The following is a 19,393-nucleotide window of genomic DNA, read 5'->3' as shown; positions in this document are numbered from 1 at the left end:
GACGGCGATGTTGGAAGGGAACCGGAGATTCGTCGCCGGTGAGCCGCGGCATCCTCGCCAGGACGCGGAACGCCGTCACGAGCTCGCGCACGCGCAGCGCCCGAGTGCCGCCCTCTTCGGGTGCTCGGACTCGCGACTGGCCGCGGAGATCATCTTCGACGAGGGCCTCGGCGACCTGTTCGTGATCCGCAACGCCGGCCAGGTCGTCTCCGACTCGGTCATCGGCAGCCTCGAGTACGCCGTCGCGGTGCTCAACGTCCCGCTCATCGTCGTGCTCGGCCATGACGAATGCGGTGCCGTCCGCGCGGCCATCGACTCGACCGGTGTCGACGCGCCCGCTCTCCCCGCGAACATCTGGCGCCAGGTCGCACCGATCGTCCCGGCCGTACGTCGCGTCCTGAAGGCGAAGGACGGGACGACCGCCGAGACGGTGGATGCCGAGGAAGTCGGTCGCGAGCATCTCCGCGACACCGTCGCGGGCATCCTCCGCGCGTCCGAGCTCATCAGCGAGGCGGTCGCCGAGGGTCGCGTCGCGATCGTCGGCGCGAATTACCGCCTCGCCGACGGCACGGCCGTCCCCGACGTGGTCGTCGGCGACGTCGCCTGAGCACCCCTTCCCCCACGACAGTCACCTGAAACGAGGACGTGAACGACCATGACTGAGCCGACCGAGTACCGCATCGAGCACGACACGATGGGCGAGGTGCGCGTACCGAAGGACGCCCTCTACGCCGCACAGACCCAGCGCGCCGTCGAGAACTTCCCGATCTCGGGCTCCGGCCTCGAGTCGACCCAGATCGCGGCGCTGGCGCGCATCAAGAAGGCAGCCGCCCTCGCCAACAAGGAGCTCGGGACGCTCGACGGCGCGATCGCGGACGCGATCGCCTGGGCCGCCGACGAGGTCGTGACCGGGGCGTACGACGAGCACTTCCCGGTCGACACCTATCAGACCGGCTCGGGCACGTCCTCGAACATGAACATGAACGAGGTCCTCGCGACCCTCGCGACCCGCAGGCTGGGGTCGCCGGTGCATCCCAACGACCACGTGAACGCATCGCAGTCCTCGAACGACGTGTTCCCCACCTCCGTCCACATCGCCGTCACGCAGGCGCTGATCGACGACCTCATCCCGGCGCTCGACCACCTCGCGGTGGCGCTGGAGGAGAAGGCCGATACCTGGAAGAGCGTCGTCAAGAGCGGCCGCACCCACCTCATGGACGCCACCCCGGTGACCCTCGGCCAGGAGTTCGGCGGTTACGCGCGTCAGATGCGTCTGGGCATCGAGCGCGTGCAGTCGGTGCTCCCCCGCGTCGGCGAGGTGCCCCTCGGCGGGACGGCCGTCGGCACCGGCATCAACACCCCCCTCGGGTTCCCGCAGAAGGTCATCGCGCTCCTTGCGGCCGAGACCGAGCTGCCCATCACCGAGGCGAAGGACCACTTCGAGGCGCAGGCGAACCGCGACGGCCTCGTCGAGACGTCGGGTGCGCTGCGCACGATCGCGGTATCGCTCACGAAGATCAACAACGACATCCGGTGGATGGGCTCGGGGCCGAACACGGGTCTCGGCGAACTGCACATCCCCGACCTGCAGCCGGGGTCGTCGATCATGCCCGGCAAGGTCAACCCGGTCGTCCCGGAGGCGACTCTCATGGTCGCCGCGCGGGTGATCGGCAACGACGCGACGGTCGCGTGGGCCGGGGCATCCGGTTCCTTCGAGCTCAACGTCGCGATCCCCGTCATGGGCACGGCACTCCTCGAGTCGATCCGGCTGCTGTCCAACGCGATGCGGGTCCTTGCCGACAAGACCGTCGCCGGCCTCGAAGCCGACGAGGAGCGTGCGGCCGCCTACGCCGGCATGTCGCCCTCGATCGTCACCCCTCTGAACAAGCTCATCGGGTACGAGGCGGCCGCCAAGATCGCCAAGCACTCGGTCGCCAAGGGGATCACGGTGCGCGACGCTGTGATCGACCTCGGGTACGTCGAGCGGGGCGAACTCACCGAGCAGCAGCTCGATGAGAAGCTCGACCTCCTCTCGATGACCCACCCGGGTTGATAATCGGAGCGTGAACAGCGCCGCCGCACCACCGCGACGGGGCACGCCGGGCCTCGGGATCCTTCTCGCGGTCGCTGCGGCGGGCCTCGTCGGCGTGGGTGCGGCGGCGTTCGCCGTCGCCGTGCTGACCGCGCCCGAGACGGCCGGCTGGACCGCGCTCGTCTGGGCCGCGGCCGCCGTCCCCGCGCTCGCCGGCGTCGGTGTCGTGGGGTGGGCGATCCTCGAGCGCCGCAGCGTCGCCTCGCTGCCGGCCGGCGACACCGTCGAGGGAGCGTTCGAGACGCAGCGCCGCCTTCTCGACGACGTGCGCCACGAGTTGAAGACCCCCATCACGATCGTCCGCGGTCACCTCGAGATGATGGATGCCGCCGACCCCGACGACGTCGAGTCGATCCGCTCCCTCGGGATCGCCGAGCTGGACCGCATGACGCGCCTCATCGGCGACATCGACGTGCTGGCCGCGGTCGAGGGCGGGCAGCTCTCCCGCGGCGACGTCGATCTCGCCGCCCTCACGCAGCGCGTCTTCGAGATGGTCGGCGTCATCGGCGACCACACCTGGCGAGTGGAGCAGAGCGCCGACGGCGTCATCCGCGCGGATGGCGACCGCCTGCTGCAGGCATGGCTGCAACTCGCGGACAACGCGACCAAGTACACGCCCGCCGGAACGGCGATCGAGATCGGCAGCGCGGTCCACGCCGGCGGTGCGCAGCTCTGGGTCCGTGATCACGGCCCCGGCATCCCCCCGGCGGTGCGGCACCGCATTTTCCGCCGCTTCGACCGCGGCGCGGGCAAGCGCCGCATCGGCGGGTCCGGCCTGGGACTCGCGATCGTCGACGCCATCGCGAAGGCCCACGGCGGCCACTGCGCCGTCGCGGACACCCCCGGCGGCGGTGCTACGTTCACCCTGGAGATCCCGATCGGCACCCGGGGGGCGCTGCCGTCCCCCATCCGTGCCGGCGACGTCCTCCTGCAGCGAGAGGCCACTGAATGACCCGCATCCTCATCGTCGACGACGAACCGCACATCGTCTCGCTCGTCTCGCGCGCCGTGCACGCCGAGGGCTACGAGGCCGTCGGCGCCGACGACGGCCCGGACGCGCTCGAGATCGCGCTCGCGGGTGACATCGACCTCATCGTGCTCGACGTCGGCCTGCCGACGATGGACGGCTTCGACGTGCTCCGCGAACTGCGCGGGGCCGGCCACACGACCCCCGTCATCATGCTGACGGCACGCAGCGGAACGAGCGACACGATCGAAGGGCTGGATGCCGGAGCGAGCGATTACGTCCCCAAACCGTTCGCGGTCGCCGAGCTGATGGCGCGCGTGCGCTCGCGCCTGCGTGACAGCGCCGCGAGCGCACCGACCTCGCTCACCCGCGGCGGAGTCACGCTCGACATCCTGGCTCGCCGCGCCACCGTCGACGGCCGCGACGTGGAGCTCTCCTCGCGGGAGTTCGCCCTCGCCGAGCAGTTCCTCCGCCACTCCGGCGACGTGCTCACCCGTGAGGCGCTGCTCAGCCGGGTCTGGGGTCTCGACTTCGATCCGGGTTCCAACGTCGTCGACGTCTATGTGCGCTACCTCCGCGCGAAGCTCGGCTCCGACCGTATCGTGACGGTCCGTGGCGAGGGCTACCGCTGGGAGTGAGTCCCTGACGCGGCGACGCCCCCGACCGCTCGGTCGGGGGCGTCGTCCTTCCACTGCCGGATCAGCTCAGCTCGCCCGCCTCCAGGAGGTCGGTCACGAGCGCGGCGATCGCGGACCGCTCGGAGCGCACGAGGGTCACGTGTCCGAACAGGTCGTGTCCCTTGAGCGTCTCGATGACCGAGGCGATCCCGTCGTGACGGCCGACGCGGAGATTGTCGCGCTGACCGACGTCGTGGGTGAGCACGACGCGCGAGTTCTGACCGATGCGGCTGAGGACGGTCAGCAGGACGTTCCGCTCGAGCGACTGGGCTTCGTCCACGATCACGAACGCGTCATGGAGGGAACGACCACGGATGTGCGTCAGCGGCATGACCTCCAGCATCCCCCGTGCGACGACCTCCTCGAGGACGTTGCCGGTGACGACGGACCCGAGCGTGTCGAACACCGCCTGCCCCCAGGGGTTCATCTTCTCCTGCTGGTCGCCCGGCAGGTAGCCGAGCTCCTGACCACCGACGGCGAACAGCGGGCGGAAGACGATGATCTTCTTCTGCTGCTGCTTCTCGAGCACGGACTCGAGGCCCGCGCAGAGGGCGAGCGCCGACTTCCCGGTGCCGGCCCGCCCGCCCAGTGAGACGATGCCGACCTCCGGGTCGAGCAGGAGGTCGATGGCGATGCGCTGCTCGGCGGAGCGACCGTGGAGTCCGAAGACGTCCCGGTCCCCGCGGACGAGACGGTACGAGCCGTCGCCGGTGACCCTCCCGAGGGCCGAGCCGCGCTCGGAGTGGATCACGAGGCCCGTGTTCACCGGCAGGCCGCGCACGTCCTCGCTCACGCCGACCTCGCTGTCGTAGAGGTCGCTGACCTCGTCGCCGGAAAGGTCGATCGACGCGATGCCGGTCCAGCCCGAGTCCACGGCCTGCTCAGCCAGGTACTCCTCGGCGTGCAGGCCCAGCGAGGCGGCCTTCACACGCATCGGAAGATCCTTGGACACGACCGTGACGGACTGGCCCTCCTGGCTCAGGTGCATCGCGACCGACAGGATGCGGGTGTCGTTGTCCCCCAGCCGCATGCCGGCCGGGAGGACGGTCGGGTCGGTGTTGGTGAGTTCGACACGCAGCGTGCCGTCGGCGCCGACGGGCACGGGGAAGTCGAGTCGTCCGTGCTCCACCCGCAGCTCGTCGAGGTGACGCAGGGCCTGGCGGGCGAAGTAGCCGATCTCCGGATCGTGCCGTTTCCGCTCGAGTTCCGTGACGACGACGACCGGCAGCACGACCGAGTGCTCGGCGAAGCGGAACAGTGCGCGCGGATCGCTCAACAGGACCGAGGTGTCCAGCACGTACGTGCGGAGATCCTGGTCCGGAGTCGCTCCCGCGGACTCGTGCTGGTGCTGCTGCGTCTCAGGTGCTCGTGTGGCCACAACCCACTCCCGCCCCGGGTGGAACCCACCCGGCAGTCACGAGTCGACCTGGGGTCACGAGTCGTGAGAGGCCGACTCGAACAGGCGCTTTGCCCGTTGGGATGAACGTAGGCGTCGCCGGCGACACCGCGGCGCCACGACACGCCGCCGGATGTGTCGGATGCGTGAACTCTCCGTGTCAGCCGGGCAGGAGGGGCGCCGGCGTCGGCGTCGAGAGGATCGGACCGACGCGGGCGGCGGCGAATGCGGCGTCCAGGAGCTCGAACGCGGCGTCCGGGGTTCCCGCGTGCGGTGAGATCCGGATCACCCCGCCGCGCACCGTCGCCGTCACCCCCGCGTTCGTCAGCTCGGCGGCGATGAGCCCTGCTCGCCCGGTGTCCGGTGCCAGCGTGACGATCCCCGCATGCCGGTCACGATCGGTCAGGACCGGGATGCCGTGGGCGTCCGCGATGGCCATGACGCGACGCGCGTTCTCGGCGACGAGGGCGGCGATCGAGGGGATGCCGGCATCCGTCATCTCCCGCAGGGCCGCACGCAGCCGGCCCGCCGCCTGCGGATCCGGTCGCGAGACGGCATAGGCGGCTGCGCCGGCCTTCGGCGGCCCCACGTCGAGGTCGCCGAGCTCGGCCTCGGTCCCCGCGACTCCGGCGAGCACGGGCGCGATGCGCTCACGGGCGCGCGGGGAGAACCGGGCGAAGCCGGTGCCCCGGCCCGCGCGCAGCCACTTGTAGCCGTGACCGGCGACGACATCGGCTGCCGCCCAATCGACGTCGACGACGCCGAATCCCTGGATCGCGTCGACGATGAGCAGGCGATCGCCCACGACCTCCCGCAGGGCGGGCAGATCCACGAGGTACCCCGTCCGGTAGTCCACGAGACTCACGGCCACCGCGGTCACATCGTCGGTGAGCGTGTCCTGCACGACCTCGGGCGTCAGGCGGGTGATCCCGGCGTCGAGTTCCCGGACCGTCAGCTGGCCGCGGGCATCGGCCGCCCGGCGCGCGGCGACGGGGATCGACGGATACTCATGCGGCGACAGGAGGACCGTCCCCGCCAGGCCGAACAGCGCGTGAAACAGGGCATCCGTCGTCGACGGCACCAGGGTGACGTCGTCGACCGCCGCGTCCAGCGCGCCCGCCACCAGCGCGCGTGCCTCGTCGACGTGGCCGGCGACGAGCTCGATCCCCGAGGGCCTCCCGGTGGCCGAGAGCTCCTCGTCCGCCCGCGCCTCCTCCCGGACAGCGACCGACAGCGGACCGAACGATGCCCAGTTGAGGTAGCCGGTGTCCACGTCGAAACCGGCCAGATACGACTCCAGATCACTCACCGATGGATTGTCCCATGGACCCGGGCGAGGACCTCAGCCGCCGAAGCGCCGGTCCCGGTCACCGAAGTCGCGGATCGCGCGGAGGAAGTCGACCTCGCGGAGGTCCGGCCCGAGGGCTTCGACGAAGTAGAACTCGCTGTGCGCGGACTGCCAGAGCAGGAAGTCGCTCAGTCGCTGCTCGCCCGACGTGCGGATGACGAGATCGGGATCGGGCTGTCCGCCGGTGTAGAGGTGTTCGCCGATCTGCTCGGGCGTGAGGCTCTCGGCGAGCTCCTCCAGCGAGCCGCCCTTGCCCTGATGCTTCGAGATGATGCTGCGGACCGCGTCGACGATCTCGCCACGCCCGCCGTACCCGACGGCGAGGTTGACATGCAGGCCCGTGTTCTCGCGGGTGCGCTCCTCGGCCGTCCGCAGGCTCGCGGCGAGCTCGGGCGGCAGGATCTCGGCCCGACCGACGTGCTTGACCCGCCACCCCGGCTCCTGCGAGAGGGTGTCGGCGAGGTCGGCGATGATCTCGATCAGATCGGTCAACTCCTGCGAGTCCCGCTTCACGAGGTTGTCGGTGGAGAGCAGGTAGAGCGAGACGACCTGGATGCCCAGCTCGTCGCACCACCGCAGGAACTCGTGCATCTTCGCCGCGCCGGCACGGTGCCCGTGGGACACCGTGGTGTACCCGAGCTGCCGCGCCCACCTGCGGTTGCCGTCGATCATCATCGCGACGTGATGAGGCACGGTGCCGGCCTCGATCTCGCGCCGCAGCCGGGAGCTGTACAGGCGGTACAGCAGCCCCCGTCCTTGAGTCGAGGAGGCGCGGGTCACACCGCTACGCTACTCCGGCAGGACGCCGGCGGTGAGCCGGGCGCGTATTCAGCGTCACGCATGACAGCCCGCGTAGGCTCACAGCGTGACCCGACACGACTCCCACGACGGCCCCGAGATGCCTCAGCTCCCGCTTCTCGAGGCCGGCGCGGTCGGCAGTCAGGTCGAGGTCCGGCCGACCTGGCGCGGCTGGATCCACGCCGGGACGTTCCCCGTGGCGATCGCCGCCGGCGTGGTGTTGATCGTGCTGGCCCAGGGGACCCCCGGGAAATGGGCGGCCGCGGTCTTCATGGCCACGTCGCTGCTGCTGTTCGGCAATTCCGCGCTGTACCACCGGTTCGACTGGAGCCCCCGCACCAAGGTCGTCCTCAAGCGCATCGACCACGCGAACATCCTGCTGCTCATCGCGGGCACGTACACCCCCATCGCGACACTCGCCCTCGCGCCCGGCCAGGGCACGCTGCTGCTGATCCTGGTCTGGTCGGGTGCCCTCCTCGGCATCCTGTTCCGCGTCTTCTGGATCCACGCGCCGCGGTGGCTCTACGTGGCGCTCTACCTGCTGCTCGGCTGGGCCGCCGTCATGTACCTCGGCGACCTGCTGCGGGCCAGCGTCGCGATGATGGTGCTCGTCATCGTCGGCGGACTGCTGTACACCGGCGGCGCGATCGTCTACGCGTTGAAGCGCCCCAACCCCTGGCCGGGGCATTTCGGATTCCACGAGATCTTCCACGTCTGCACGGTGCTCGCCTTCCTGTGCCACTGGAGTGCGTGCCTGCTGATCTCGATCGATCCGCTCAGCCCTTCGCTGGGCCTCCCGGGCTGAGCCCGTCAGGGGCGTCCCCGCCCTCATCCTCCGCGCGCTCACCGCGCGCAGCCGCCTCCTCCGCGTCGAGCATCTCGTTGACGTCCGAGCGGTACTGTGCGCGACGGATGCGGCGCAGCATGTCAATCGCGAGGAGCACGATGACGATCGCCACGACCGCGATCGCGATGAAGCCGGCGACCCCGGGGGTGACGGCCTCGGGGGGCGGCGTCGTCGGGGTGGGGCTCGGCGAGACGGCGAGCCATCGCAGATCCGGCATGTGACCTCATTCCTCAGCCAGAGCGAATAGCCTGGGATTCCAGCCTAGAACGGATGCCGCATGACCCTGACCGACGTCGACCGCAAGCTCGCGGATCGGTACGGCCGGACGCGATCCGCGGCGTCGCGCCGCTGGACGTGGGTCGCGATCGGTGCCGTGGCGGTCGCCGCCACGGGACTGCTGGGGTGGACCACGGTGTCGAACGCGCTCAACTCGGTCGACGCCGACACGACGGGCTTCACCCTCCCCGACGAGCACACCGTCGAGGTGCGCGTGCAGGTGACGGTGAACCCGGGGACACGGGTGGCCTGCTCGCTCGAAGCGCAGGACGCTGAGCACGGGATCGTGGGGTGGAAGATCGTCGAGGTGCCGGCATCCGACGACCATTCCCGCATCGTCACCGCGCAGATCCCCACGACGGCGCCTGCGACGACGGGTTTTGTCCGCTCCTGCTGGATCATCTAAGCTGAAGGTTCTCGCGCCCCGGTGGACTTGCCGGGGCGTTTGGCTTACCCATCGACCGCACCGGGAGATCACGTGTCCGAGACGTTCCTGACCCAGGAGGCCTACGACCGCCTCGCCGCCGAGCTCGAAGAGCTCTCGACGACCGGCCGTGAGGAGATCGCCAAGCGCATCGAGGCCGCCCGCGAAGAGGGAGACCTCAAGGAGAACGGCGGCTACCACGCGGCCAAGGACGAGCAGGGCAAGCAGGAGGCCCGCATCCGCACCCTGCAGCAGCTCCTGAAGGACGCCAAGGTCGGCGTCGCGCCGGAGTCCGACGGCACCGTGCAGTCCGGCACCGTCGTCACCGCGGTCGTCGCCGGCGGCGAAGAGGTGTTCCTCCTGGGCAACCGCGAGATCGGTGCGAACAGCGAGCTCGACGTCTACAGCGAGGCCTCCCCCCTCGGCGAGGCCATCATGGGTCTGCGCGAGGGCGAGAAGACGAGCTACACCGCTCCGAACGGTCGCGAGATCGCCGTCGAGATCGTCAAGGTCGAGACCTACTCCGGTCAGTGAGCCTCACGGGTCGGTGAGGCGACCGGCCGGCGAGCGGACTCAGTTGGGGACGACCGTCGGCGCGTAGCCGGCGTCCTGCAGGATCGCGAGCACCTGCGTCCGGTGCTCCTCACCGCGCGTCTCGACGCTCAGCTGCAGGATGACCTCGCTGATCTGCAGTCCCTGACCGTGGCGGGTGTGCAGGACCTCGATGACGTTCGCCCCCACCACCGACAGGAGCTCGGACACGCGGGCCAGCTGACCGGGACGGTCGGGCAGCGGGATCTGCAGAGTCATGTACCGACCGGATGCCGCCAATCCGTGCGCGACGACGCGCTGCAGGAGCAGCGGGTCGATGTTGCCGCCGGAGAGGATCGCCGCCGTCGGACCCGACGCGGTCACCTTGCCGGTGAGGATCGCTGCCACCCCGACCGCGCCGGCGGGCTCGACGACCTGCTTCGCACGTTCGATGAGGACGAGGATCGCGCGAGCGATGTCGTCGTCGCTCACGGTGACGACCTCGTCGATGAGGTCGCGGATGATGTCGAAGGGGATCGTCCCGGGACGCTTGACGGCGATGCCGTCCGCGATCGTCGGCGAGGTGTGCTCGGCGTCGATCGGGCGCCCTGCGAGCAGCGAACCGGGGTATCCCGCCGAGTTCTCCGCCTGCACGCCGATGACCCGGATGGTCCGTCCCTCCGCCGCCGCGCGGGCCTTCGTCGCCGCGGCGACGCCCGCGGCCAGTCCCCCGCCACCGATCCCGACGACGATCGTCTCGAGGCCGGGGATCTCGTCCATGAGTTCGAGCCCGAGGGTGCCCTGCCCCAGGATGATGTCGTGGTTGTCGTAGGGCGGGATGAACACCGCCCCGGTCCGCTCCGCGAACTCCTGGGCCAGTCGCAGGGGTGTTTCGACCGTCGCGCCCTCGAGGATGACGTCCGCTCCGTAGCCGCGTGTGGCCAGGAGCTTGGGGACGGGGACACCGAGCGGCATGAAGATCGTGGCCGGGATGCCGAGGGTCTGCGCACCGAGTGCGACACCCTGGGCGTGGTTGCCCGCCGAGGCGGCGACGACGCCGCGGGACCGCTCCTCCGCGGTCAGGCGCGAGAGACGGTAGGTGGCCCCGCGGATCTTGAAGGATCCGGTGCGCTGCAGATTCTCGAGCTTCAGGTGCACAGGGGCGCCGAGGACGCTCGAGAGGAACTCCGAATCCTCGACGGGCGTGCGCGAGACGACGCCGGCCAGCTCGGTCGCGGCGGCCTCGAACTCGGCCAGGGTCGGGGCGGCGATCTTCGCCTGTTCGGTCACGCGGTCATCCTCCTGCGTCGCGGCACGGTGCTCCAGATGAGGTCGTCGGGTCCGGGGTCCACCGGCTGCTCCCACCCTCGCCGCGAGAGGTAGAGCCAGACGACATTGACGAATGCGGCCAGCGGGACGGCGAACACCGCGCCCGCGATCCCGGCGATCATCGCCCCTCCGGCGACGGCGAGCACGACCGCGAGCGGGTGCACCTTGACCGCCGACCCCATGAGCAGCGGCTGCAGGACATGGCCCTCCAACTGCTGCACGCCCAGAACGATCACGAGCATCCAGAGTGCGATCCACGGCCCGTTGTAGACGAGCGCGAGGAACACGGCGAGTGCCCCGGTCAGCACGGCGCCGACGAACGGCACGAAGGCGCCCAGGAAGACGAGTACGCCGATCGGGGCCGCGAGCGGCACACCGAGCAGCGCCGCACCGACACCGATGCCGATGGCGTCGATCGTCGCGACCAGGAGCTGGGTCCGCGCGTAGTTGATGACCGTGCGCCATCCCGCCCGGCCGGCCCCGTCGACCGCGGCGCGGGCGCGCGTCGGGAACAGCCGTACCGTCCACCGCCAGATCCCGCCGCCGTCCGCGAGGGTGCAGATGAGGATGAAGAGCGTCAGCAGGATGCCGGTGGCGACGTGGCCGAGGGTGGACCCGATGGCGAGGGCCCCCGACCACAGCAGCTGGGCCTGCTCCTGAAGGATCTCGAAAGCCTGCCGCACGGCGTCGTCGATCTGCCCGCCCGTCAGATGCAGCGGGCCCTCGATGAGGTAGTCGCGGAACTGCGCGATGCCCTGGATGGTGCGGTCGCGGACGGATGCGGCATCCCGCGTGATCTGCCAGATGGCGACCCAGAGGAGCCCGACCACGACGGCGATCGTCAACAGCAGGGTGAGGATCAGGGCGAGCCATCGCGGCAGTCGTCGCAGCAGGAGCGAGAACAGCGGCCACACGAGCGCCGTGAGGAGGATGGCCGCGAGGAGGGGGATGATCAGCAGCCGCAGCTGGATGACGATCCACACGAGCACCGCGATCGCCGCGGCGAGCACGAGGAACCGCCACGCGTAGGCGGTGGCGACCTTCAGTCCGCGCGGCACCGTCCCCGACACCTCGGTGGAGACCGTGCGTGAGCGCAGCGCCTCGAGGAACCCGTTCCGGTGCTTGTCGTCGGTGCCGCTCACTGGGCCATCCTAGGACGTGCGCCTCTGCGGGCGCGGCGGATCAGAACTGGATCCGCGGCGGCTCGGCGATCGCCGCGCCGTCGACCACCTCGAAGAACTCCCGCTCGCCGAATCCGAGCCGACGCGCGAAGAGGTTGTTCGGGAAGACCTTGATCTTGGTGTTGAGCTCGCGGACGCCGCCGTTGTAGAACCGTCGCGAGGCCTGGATCTTGTCCTCGGTGTCGACGACGGCCTGCTGCAACTGGAGGAAGTTCTGGCTCGCCTGGAGCTGCGGGTAGGCCTCGGCGACCGCGAACAGCGACTTCAGCGCCTGCTGCATGTGCCCCTCGGCGACACCCGCATCGGCCGGAGTGGTCGCGGTCAAAGTCTCGGCGCGCGCCTGCGTGACGTTCTCGAAGACCGCCTTCTCGTGCGCCGCGTATCCCTTGACCGTCTCGATCAGATTGGGCAGCAGGTCCGCGCGGCGCTTGAGCTGCACGGTGATGTCGCTCCACGCCTCATCGACGCGCACGTTCAGGGCGACGAGCGAGTTGTAGGTGGCCCAGAGGTAGACGCCGACGATGACAAGGAGGGCGACGACGACGAGGACCGCGATGAGGATTTCCATGAGTCTCCGATCGATAGCCTGATCATCCTAACGAGGCGGGCCCGATGGATGCGGATCCCCGGCCGCACTTCTCAGGCGTTGCACACGGGGCCTGGCTTGTAGGGTCGCAGGTGTGACGGGTCTGCGCACACACCGGTACCTGCGACTCGCCCTCGTGGGCATCGTGGTGGCCGTGGCGGCATCCGTTCTCATCGAGCTGATACGCAGCGGCGGGCGGCCCCTCCCGTCCATCAGCGACTACTACTACTCCCCCGCGGGCGGCGTCTTCGTCGGCGCGCTGACCGCTGCCGGCGTCGCCCTGCTGGTCCTCTCGGGCCGCGACACGGAGTCCATGCTCCTCGACATCGCCGCCGTGTTCGCCCCGTTGATCGCCATCGTCCCCACCGGCTACCGCGGTGAGCCGTCCGTCCCGTCGGAGGTCCTGCCGACCGTCCGGAACGGGGTCGGCGTGTACCTGACGATGGTGACGATCCTCGTCGCCCTGGGCATCGTCCTCGCGGCACGCGGGGACCTGGCCTGGCGACGGGTGGCGATCGTCGGGGGCACCGCGTCCGCGGTCGTCATCGCTCTCGCGATCCTCGCATTCGCCCCGGGTCCTGCGGCTGTGTTCCCGTTTCCCGGTGGGATCAACCTCCACCTGGTCGCGACGGTCTGCTTCTTCGCGATGTTCGCGGCGATCCCCTGGGTGACGTCCTTCGGCGAGGATCCCCCTGCGGCGGGGTATCGCCGCGTCTACCTCGCGGTGTCCGTCGTGATCGCGGCGGCCCTCGTCACGACGGTCGGCGCGGCGATCGCGAACCCGGACACGGTGGGCGTGCTGATCGGCGAAGCTGTCGCCCTGGGCGCGTTCGCCGTGTACTGGACGGCGCAGACCATCGAACGATGGCGGGATGCGGACCCGCCCAGCATCCTGCCGCGCTGACCGGAAGGCCGTGCCCCCGCTGGGACTCGAACCCAGACTGAAGCGATTTTAAGTCGCCTGCCTCTGCCATTGGGCTACGGGGGCCTCCGTCAGGGTATCCCGGAACACCAGAAGACCCCCGCCCCGGCGGAAGCCGGAACGGGGGTCTCACGGACGCGTGGTCAGCTTGCGGCGACCTTGCCGGCCTTCTCCGCGGCGACCGTCTTCGGGTCGATCGCAGGGGTCTCGGGAGCGGCCGGGCGCGGACGCGCGGCGAACTCCTCGAAGACGTAGCGAGGGTTCTGCAGCGTCTCCATGGACACGTTGTCCCGGCCGAGCCAGAAGTTCTGCCACCAGTCGCCGACGACGCGGAACTTGCGCTCGAAGGTCGGCATGGCGAGCCCGTGGTAGCCGCGATGGGCGATCCAGGCGAAGAAGCCCTTGACCGCGATCTTGCCGGACTGGAAAACGCCGTTGTAGAGGCCGAGCCCGGCGACCGCGCCGAGGTTCTTGTGGAAGTAGTCCTTGGGCTCCTCGCCCCGGAGGACGGCCACGATGTTCTTCGCGAGCAACTTGCCCTGACGAACCGCGTGCTGGGCGTTCGGGACGCAGAAGCCGCCGACACCGCCACCGGAGAGATCCGGCACGGCGGACACGTCACCGGCTGCCCATGCACCCTCCACGAATTCCTCCGGGGTGCCCACTCGCAGGTCCGCGCGGGTGCGGAGACGCCCGCGCTCCTCGACGGGCAGGTCGCTGCCGCGGACGACGGTGGGGTTGGCCATGACACCGGCGGTCCAGATGATCAGATCGGTCGGGATGACCTGACCGGTCGAGAGCTCGACGTTGCCGTCGACGGCACCCTTCACCTGGGTGTCGAGGTGGACGTTGGCGCCGCGCTTGGCGAGGTCCTTCAGGACCCACTCGCTCGTCTTCAGCGACACCTCGGGCATGATGCGCCCCATCGCCTCGATCAGGTGGAAGTGCGTCTCGTCGAACGAGATCGTCGGGTAGTCCTTCAGCAGCGCGCTCGCGAAGGCGCGCGTCTCGGCGAACACCTCGATGCCGGCGAAGCCACCGCCGACGACGACGACGGTCAGCAGACGATCGCGCTCCGGCCCGGGGGGCAGGTTGGCGGCGCGGTCGAAGTTGGTGAGGATGCGGTCGCGGATCGCGACGGCCTCTTCGATGGTCTTCAGTCCGATCGCGTTCTCGGCGATGCCGGGGATCGGGAAGGTGCGCGAGACCGCGCCGGCGGTCACGACGATCTGGTCGTACTGCTCCTGCCACGGCTCGCCGAGCTCGGGCGTGATCGTCGCGGTCTTGGTCGCGTGGTCGATGCCGGTGACCTTGGCGATGACGATGCGCGTGCGCTTCAGGTGGCGACGCAGACCGACGACGACGTGGCGCGCCTCGATGCCGCCCGCTGCCACCTCGGGGAGGAAGGGCTGGTACGTCATGTACGGAAGCGGGTCGACGATCGTGACCTCGGCCTCACCCTTGCGGAGGTGCTTTTCGAGCTTCCACGCGGTGTAGAAACCTGCGTAGCCGCCTCCGACGACCAGGATCTTGGGCACAGTGGTAGTCACAGTCGGAAGAACTCCTTGATTCAACGGCTCGGCGGTCGCGGGGTGCGCGCCGATCGGATGCGCCGGGCAGCAGCGGTGACCCCGAGCACGACCAGTATAGTCCCCAGGCTGACCACGACGAGCGGCACGGTGCCGTAGCGCAGCGTATCGCTGCTGGGCAGCAGCGGCGAGACCGCGTCGCTGGGCGGCTCCGCCTCGGGCAGCGGCGCGACCGTGTACGGCGTCGGCGTGGGGCTGGCCTGGGGGGTCGACTCGGCGCGGCGGTAGAGCCGGATCCACTCGCGCAGGTCCCCCATCGGGTTCGCGGAGACCTTCGCCACGGGCGCCGAGACCGCTCGCGCGGCGTTGATCAGCCCGTAGCCGTACAGCGGGTCCGGGACCTTCTCGGCGCGATCGCTCGGTGTCGCGGTGGCGATGATCCGCTTGATGACGTTCGCGGCGTCCAGGTCCGGATGAGCCGACCGCACGAGCGCGGCGACTCCGGCGACGATCGGCGCCGCACCGCTCGTGCCGTCCCAGATGACGAGGTCGCCGTTGGCGGAGACACCCAGCAGTTCCTCGCTCGGCGCGGAGATGCCGATGACGATCCCCTGCGTCGACGCGGTGCGACTCGCCCGCCCCTCCCGGTCCACGCCGCCCACCGTCAAGACCCCGGGGATGGTCGCGGGAGCGCCGACCTCCTCGGTGCCGCTCTCGCGGTTGCCGGCGGCGACGACGATCACGACGTCGTGGTCGAAGGCGTAAAGGAACGCGTCGTCCCACGACCTGTCCCAATCGAGGGTGTTGGTCGTGAAGGAGAGGTTGATGACGTCCGCGCCGTGGTCGACCGCCCACCGGATCGCCTCGGCGACCTGGTCGACGAAGGGGACACTGGCCGAGTCACCGAACCCGATGGAGAGCGAGAGCAGGTCCGCCTCGGGGGCGACACCGATCATCCCCTTGTCCGCTGCGGTACCGCGCCCGGCCGCCAGGGAGGCGACCCAGCTGCCGTGGTTGCGATCGCTGTCCCCGACGGGGGTGCGTCCGTCCGCCTTGCCGACGCCCGAGAAGTCCGCGCCGCCCGTCACGGCCCCATCGAGTTCCTTCGGCCCCTTGCCGATGCCGGTGTCGATGACGGCGATGGTCGTGCCGGCGCCCTTCGTGGTCTTCCACGCGTCGGCGACGCCGTACTCCTTCAGCCAGTACTCCATGTTGCGCACCGGGTCGACGGGCGGCGGAGTGGTGGTCGGGCCCGGCGCGGCGGCGGTGAGCAGCGCGGCGACGGCCACGAGCGCAGCGGCAACGGCGGTGCGGACCCGCGTCATCCGGCCACCCTCGGTGTCGCACAGGTGCAGCGCTCGGGCGACCACGACCCGCGCGCGAGAGCGCGATCGCCGATGGGGTTCACGCCGGGGCCGGCGGCGAGGGAGTGCGCCGCGAGAGCGTGGAGGCACTTCACGCGGGTCGGCATCCCGCCGGCGGACACACCCGCGATCTCGGGCACGGTGCCGTGGACCTCGCGGTCCGAGAGGTACGCGGCGTGGGCGCGTGCGTAGGCCGCAGCGAGCTCCTCGTCCGCGGCGAGGTCGTCGCTCAGCTCCCGCATGACCTGCGTCGCCTCGAGCGCGGACATGGCGGCGGTCGCGCCCGGGTGGGTCAGGTAGTAGAACGTCGGGAAGGGGGTGCCGTCCGGCAGCCGCGGCTCGGTGGCGACGACCGTCGGGTTGCCGCAGACGCACCGCGCGGCGATGCCGATCACGCCGCGCATGGGCCGTCCGAGCTGCTCACGCATGGTGTCGTGATCGGCGGCGGTGGCGGGCGAGAGGGTCGGATGAGGCACCGGTCAAGGGTACCCGGCCCCGGGTCCGGGAGGTGGGCGTCAGTCCGGGGCGACCGTCTCAGCGAGACCGGCTTCGGTCACCGAGCGCAGGAACTGCGTCATCCAGTCGCGCTGGGTCTCCTGGACGTCGTCGCTGACGGGTCGCTGCGAGGGCTCGATGAGGTCGGTGGGGAGGTCGTCGGCGACGAGGTAGACCACCTCGCCCGGCCGACGGTAGTAGAGCCGCTCGCGGGCCTGGGCGACGATGTAGGCCTCGTCACGCCACCGCTCGCGCTCGGTCGTCAGCTCGGTGATCTCGTCCTTCGTGGCCTCGACGTCGTGCGTGAGCGCGGCGATCTGCTGCCGCTGGTCGACATAGGTGCCGATCGTGGGCACGAGGACGAAGGCGGCGAGCACGACGAGTCCGAGCATGATCCCCATGAACCCGGACATCCGGATGCCGCCGACCCAGTCGCGGACGTCGACCCGACGACCCCCGCGCTCAGTCGGTGACTGCTCACGCGAGCTCCGGGGCGCACGGGAAGGGGGAGCCGATGGTCTGTCCACGGCTCCCCCTTCTCGTCGGTCAGTGTGCGGTGCGCTCGCCCGTCAGGCGCTGAAGCGCGGGAACGCGGCGGCGCCGATGAACTCCGCAGCCTCGCCCAGGTCTTCCTCGATGCGCAGAAGCTGATTGTACTTCGCGACCCGCTCGCTCCGAGCGGGCGCGCCCGACTTGATCTGACCCGAGTTGACCGCCACCGCGAGGTCCGCGATCGTCGTGTCCTCGGTCTCGCCCGAACGGTGCGAGAGCATCGTGGTGTAGCCGGCGCGGTGGGCGACGTCGATGGCGTCGAGCGTCTCGCTGAGCGTGCCGATCTGGTTGACCTTGACGAGGAGGGAGTTCGCCGCGCCACGCGTGATGCCGTCCGCGAGTCGCTTCGGGTTGGTGACGAAGAGGTCGTCGCCGACCAGCTGGACCTTCTTGCCGAGACGCTCGGTGAGCGCGGTCCAGTTCTCCCAGTCGTCCTCGGCCAGCGCGTCCTCGATCGTGACGATCGGGAACGAGTCGACGAGGTCGGCGTAGTAGTCGGTGAGCTGCTCGGCGGTCCAGTCCTTGTTCTCGAGGCGGTAGACGCCGTCGTTGAAGAACTCCGTCGCGGCCACATCGAGGCCCAGGGCGATCTGCGACCCGGGCGTGAAACCGGCCTTCTCGATCGCCTTGACGAGGAAGTCGAGCCCCTCGCGGTTGCTGGGGAGATCCGGGGCGAAGCCGCCCTCGTCACCGAGGCCCGTCGCGTAGCCGGCGGCCTGCAGCTCCTTCTTCAGGACCTGGTAGACCTCTGCACCCCAGCGGAGCGACTCCGAGAAGCTCTCCGCACCGATCGGAGCGAGGAAGAACTCCTGCATGTCGATGCCGTTGTCGGCGTGCTCGCCACCGTTGATGACGTTGAACAGCGGCACGGGCAGCACGCGGGCGTTGGGTCCGCCGAGGTAGCGGTAAAGCGGCAGGTCGGCGCTGTCGGCGGCCGCCTTCGCGACGGCCAGCGAGACGCCGAGAATGGCGTTCGCGCCGGTGCGCGACTTGTTCTCGGTGCCGTCGGTGGCGATGAGGATCTCGTCGATGACGCGCTGCTCGCTGGCGTCGATGCCCTCGATGGCGGGGCCGAGCTCGTCGATGACGGCGTTCACGGCCTTGAGGACGCCCTTGCCGCCGTACCGGCTCTTGTCGCCGTCACGGAGCTCGTACGCCTCGAAGGCGCCGGTCGATGCTCCGGAGGGGACGGCTGCGCGCTGGACGATGCCGTCGTCGAGCAGAACCTCCACCTCGACGGTCGGGTTGCCGCGCGAGTCCAGGATCTCGCGTGCGCCTACTGCCTCGATCAATGCCACGGGGGTGTCTCCTTGCTTGTGGAGGATGGAACGGGAGCGTCGTCGGTCCGCAGACGAGTCTAGTGACGCGCGGGATGCCGCACAGGACCGGCCGTCACACGACGAGCGCGATCGCGATGCCGTCCCACCCCTTCCGGTCGAGCGTCTGCAGCGCCGTCGCCTCGAACCGCGGATCGTCCCGGAGCATCGCGAGGCCGGCGCGCACGCCGTCGACCTGCGCCCCGGCATCCGTCTCCACCACATGGCCGGACCGGACGACGTTGTCGACGACGACGACGGTGCCCGGTCGGCCGAGCCTCGCCGCCCAGTCGAGGTACAGGGCGTTGGACTCCTTGTCGGCGTCGATGAAGACGAGGTCGAAAGGCTCGTCGCCCTCGAGGGTCGGCAGGACGTCCTCGCCGCGCCCCTCCCGCACCTCCACCCTGTCAGCGACGCCGGCGCGTTCGAGGTTGCGCCGCGCGACGGCGGCGTTGTGGGGTTCGGCCTCGATCGAGACCACCCGGCCACCGGCAGGAAGCGCACGGGCGAGCCAGATGGTGGAGTAGGCGCCGAGGGTCCCGATCTCGAGCACGCGGCGTGCACCGCTGATCCGCGCCAGCAGGTGCAGCAGCTTGCCGGACAGCGGCGCGACCTCGATCTCGGGCAGCCCCTCCTCGGCCAGCGAGGCGACCGAGGCGGCGAGCGCGTCGTCGTGGGCGACGAGTGTCGTCGTCAGGTAGTCGTCGACGTCGTTCCAGCGAGCGGGGACCGGATCGTACGGATGAGGATGCACCATGTCGCC

21 protein-coding genes and 1 tRNA gene are annotated in these 19,393 nt (G+C 70.2%); 8 read left to right on the top strand and 14 right to left on the bottom strand.

Translation table 11 applies throughout. The annotated features are described in order from the left end of the window. Window positions 1-7: 7 nt before the first annotated feature. The 4 genes from M3190_RS07140 to M3190_RS07125 are packed head-to-tail and all read left to right on the top strand — an operon-like array spanning window position 8 to window position 3,697. Window positions 8-607 carry a carbonic anhydrase gene (locus tag M3190_RS07140; protein WP_251580426.1) on the top strand — a complete coding sequence of 200 codons (600 nt, stop codon included), beginning with the start codon at window positions 8-10 and terminating at the stop codon, window positions 605-607. Between the two features lie 48 nt (window positions 608-655). Continuing rightward, entirely contained in the window at window positions 656-2,053 is a 1,398-nt protein-coding gene (locus tag M3190_RS07135; RefSeq protein ID WP_251580152.1) for a class II fumarate hydratase, read from the top strand. Between the two features lie 10 nt (window positions 2,054-2,063). Further along, entirely contained in the window at window positions 2,064-3,044 is a 981-nt protein-coding gene (locus M3190_RS07130; RefSeq protein WP_251580150.1) for a sensor histidine kinase, read from the top strand. Further along, window positions 3,041-3,697, top strand: coding sequence for a response regulator transcription factor (locus M3190_RS07125; protein WP_251580148.1), 657 nt, complete (start codon window positions 3,041-3,043; stop codon window positions 3,695-3,697). Before M3190_RS07130 ends, M3190_RS07125 begins: the two co-directional genes overlap by 4 nt. 61 nt (window positions 3,698-3,758) lie before the next feature. Here M3190_RS07125 and M3190_RS07120 read toward each other — a convergent pair whose 3' ends face one another. From M3190_RS07120 to M3190_RS07110, 3 genes are all read right to left on the bottom strand, one after another. Beyond that, window positions 3,759-5,114: a PhoH family protein gene (locus M3190_RS07120; RefSeq protein ID WP_439958012.1), complete on the bottom strand. Its 1,356-nt coding sequence runs from the start codon at window positions 5,112-5,114 to the stop codon at window positions 3,759-3,761. Window positions 5,115-5,292: 178 nt separating this feature from the next. Next, window positions 5,293-6,441, bottom strand: coding sequence for an aminotransferase class V-fold PLP-dependent enzyme (locus M3190_RS07115; protein ID WP_251580146.1), 1,149 nt, complete (start codon window positions 6,439-6,441; stop codon window positions 5,293-5,295). 33 nt (window positions 6,442-6,474) lie between these two features. Next, entirely contained in the window at window positions 6,475-7,260 is a 786-nt protein-coding gene (locus M3190_RS07110; protein WP_251580144.1) for an isoprenyl transferase, read from the bottom strand. Between the two features lie 118 nt (window positions 7,261-7,378). Between M3190_RS07110 and trhA the strand changes: the two genes are divergently transcribed. Next, the gene (gene trhA / locus M3190_RS07105) at window positions 7,379-8,083 is read left to right on the top strand and encodes a PAQR family membrane homeostasis protein TrhA (RefSeq protein WP_251580424.1); all 705 of its coding nucleotides are present in this window, start codon (window positions 7,379-7,381) and stop codon (window positions 8,081-8,083) included. On the opposite strand, the gene M3190_RS07100 is transcribed toward trhA, so the two are convergent. Beyond that, window positions 8,055-8,342 (bottom strand): hypothetical protein, encoded by a 288-nt coding sequence (locus tag M3190_RS07100; protein WP_251580142.1) that lies wholly within the window; start codon window positions 8,340-8,342, stop codon window positions 8,055-8,057. The genes trhA and M3190_RS07100 overlap by 29 nt on opposite strands. Window positions 8,343-8,402: 60 nt before the next feature. Here M3190_RS07100 and M3190_RS07095 point away from each other — a divergent pair, with 60 nt between their 5' ends. Together M3190_RS07095 and greA are read left to right on the top strand one after the other, a co-directional pair. Beyond that, a complete protein-coding gene (locus M3190_RS07095; RefSeq protein ID WP_251580140.1) occupies window positions 8,403-8,807 on the top strand; it encodes a DUF4307 domain-containing protein in 405 nt (134 codons plus the stop codon). 72 nt (window positions 8,808-8,879) lie between these two features. Further along, window positions 8,880-9,359, top strand: coding sequence for a transcription elongation factor GreA (gene greA / locus M3190_RS07090; RefSeq protein ID WP_251580137.1), 480 nt, complete (start codon window positions 8,880-8,882; stop codon window positions 9,357-9,359). Between the two features lie 39 nt (window positions 9,360-9,398). Here greA and ilvA read toward each other — a convergent pair whose 3' ends face one another. The 3 genes from ilvA to M3190_RS07075 are packed head-to-tail and all read right to left on the bottom strand — an operon-like array spanning window position 9,399 to window position 12,434. Continuing rightward, window positions 9,399-10,646: a threonine ammonia-lyase gene (gene ilvA, locus M3190_RS07085; protein WP_251580135.1), complete on the bottom strand. Its 1,248-nt coding sequence runs from the start codon at window positions 10,644-10,646 to the stop codon at window positions 9,399-9,401. After that, a complete protein-coding gene (locus M3190_RS07080; protein WP_251580133.1) occupies window positions 10,643-11,827 on the bottom strand; it encodes an AI-2E family transporter in 1,185 nt (394 codons plus the stop codon). Before M3190_RS07080 ends, ilvA begins: the two co-directional genes overlap by 4 nt. A 40-nt stretch (window positions 11,828-11,867) precedes the next feature. Further along, entirely contained in the window at window positions 11,868-12,434 is a 567-nt protein-coding gene (locus M3190_RS07075; RefSeq protein WP_251580131.1) for a LemA family protein, read from the bottom strand. A gap of 112 nt (window positions 12,435-12,546) precedes the next feature. Between M3190_RS07075 and M3190_RS07070 the strand changes: the two genes are divergently transcribed. Next, on the top strand, window positions 12,547-13,356 hold the full coding sequence (locus M3190_RS07070) for a hypothetical protein (protein ID WP_251580129.1): 810 nt from the start codon (window positions 12,547-12,549) through the stop codon (window positions 13,354-13,356). Between the two features lie 11 nt (window positions 13,357-13,367). Here the strand turns inward: M3190_RS07070 and M3190_RS07065 are convergent. The 7 genes from M3190_RS07065 to M3190_RS07035 all read right to left on the bottom strand — a co-directional run bounded on the left by M3190_RS07065 (window position 13,368) and on the right by M3190_RS07035 (window position 19,387). Further along, window positions 13,368-13,440: transfer RNA gene (locus tag M3190_RS07065), tRNA-Leu, on the bottom strand. Window positions 13,441-13,517: 77 nt separating this feature from the next. After that, window positions 13,518-14,912 carry an NAD(P)/FAD-dependent oxidoreductase gene (locus tag M3190_RS07060; protein ID WP_251580127.1) on the bottom strand — a complete coding sequence of 465 codons (1,395 nt, stop codon included), beginning with the start codon at window positions 14,910-14,912 and terminating at the stop codon, window positions 13,518-13,520. Window positions 14,913-14,944: 32 nt separating this feature from the next. Then, complete coding sequence (locus M3190_RS07055) at window positions 14,945-16,228, bottom strand: S8 family serine peptidase (protein ID WP_251580125.1); 1,284 nt, start codon at window positions 16,226-16,228, stop codon at window positions 14,945-14,947. Then, on the bottom strand, window positions 16,225-16,695 hold the full coding sequence (locus M3190_RS07050; protein ID WP_251580423.1) for a DUF501 domain-containing protein: 471 nt from the start codon (window positions 16,693-16,695) through the stop codon (window positions 16,225-16,227). Before M3190_RS07050 ends, M3190_RS07055 begins: the two co-directional genes overlap by 4 nt. A gap of 87 nt (window positions 16,696-16,782) precedes the next feature. Next, complete coding sequence (locus M3190_RS07045) at window positions 16,783-17,289, bottom strand: FtsB family cell division protein (protein ID WP_251580123.1); 507 nt, start codon at window positions 17,287-17,289, stop codon at window positions 16,783-16,785. Window positions 17,290-17,331: 42 nt separating this feature from the next. Further along, complete coding sequence (gene eno / locus M3190_RS07040; protein ID WP_251580120.1) at window positions 17,332-18,612, bottom strand: phosphopyruvate hydratase; 1,281 nt, start codon at window positions 18,610-18,612, stop codon at window positions 17,332-17,334. Window positions 18,613-18,706: 94 nt separating this feature from the next. Continuing rightward, complete coding sequence (locus M3190_RS07035; protein WP_251580118.1) at window positions 18,707-19,387, bottom strand: O-methyltransferase; 681 nt, start codon at window positions 19,385-19,387, stop codon at window positions 18,707-18,709. Between the last annotated feature and the right edge of the window lie 6 nt (window positions 19,388-19,393).

The sequence above is a fragment of the Microbacterium oleivorans genome (assembly GCF_023715745.1).
Classification (GTDB): domain Bacteria; phylum Actinomycetota; class Actinomycetes; order Actinomycetales; family Microbacteriaceae; genus Microbacterium; species Microbacterium oleivorans_D.
Note: the sequence above shows the minus strand (reverse complement) of the source record. Positions and strands in the feature narration are given on the sequence as shown.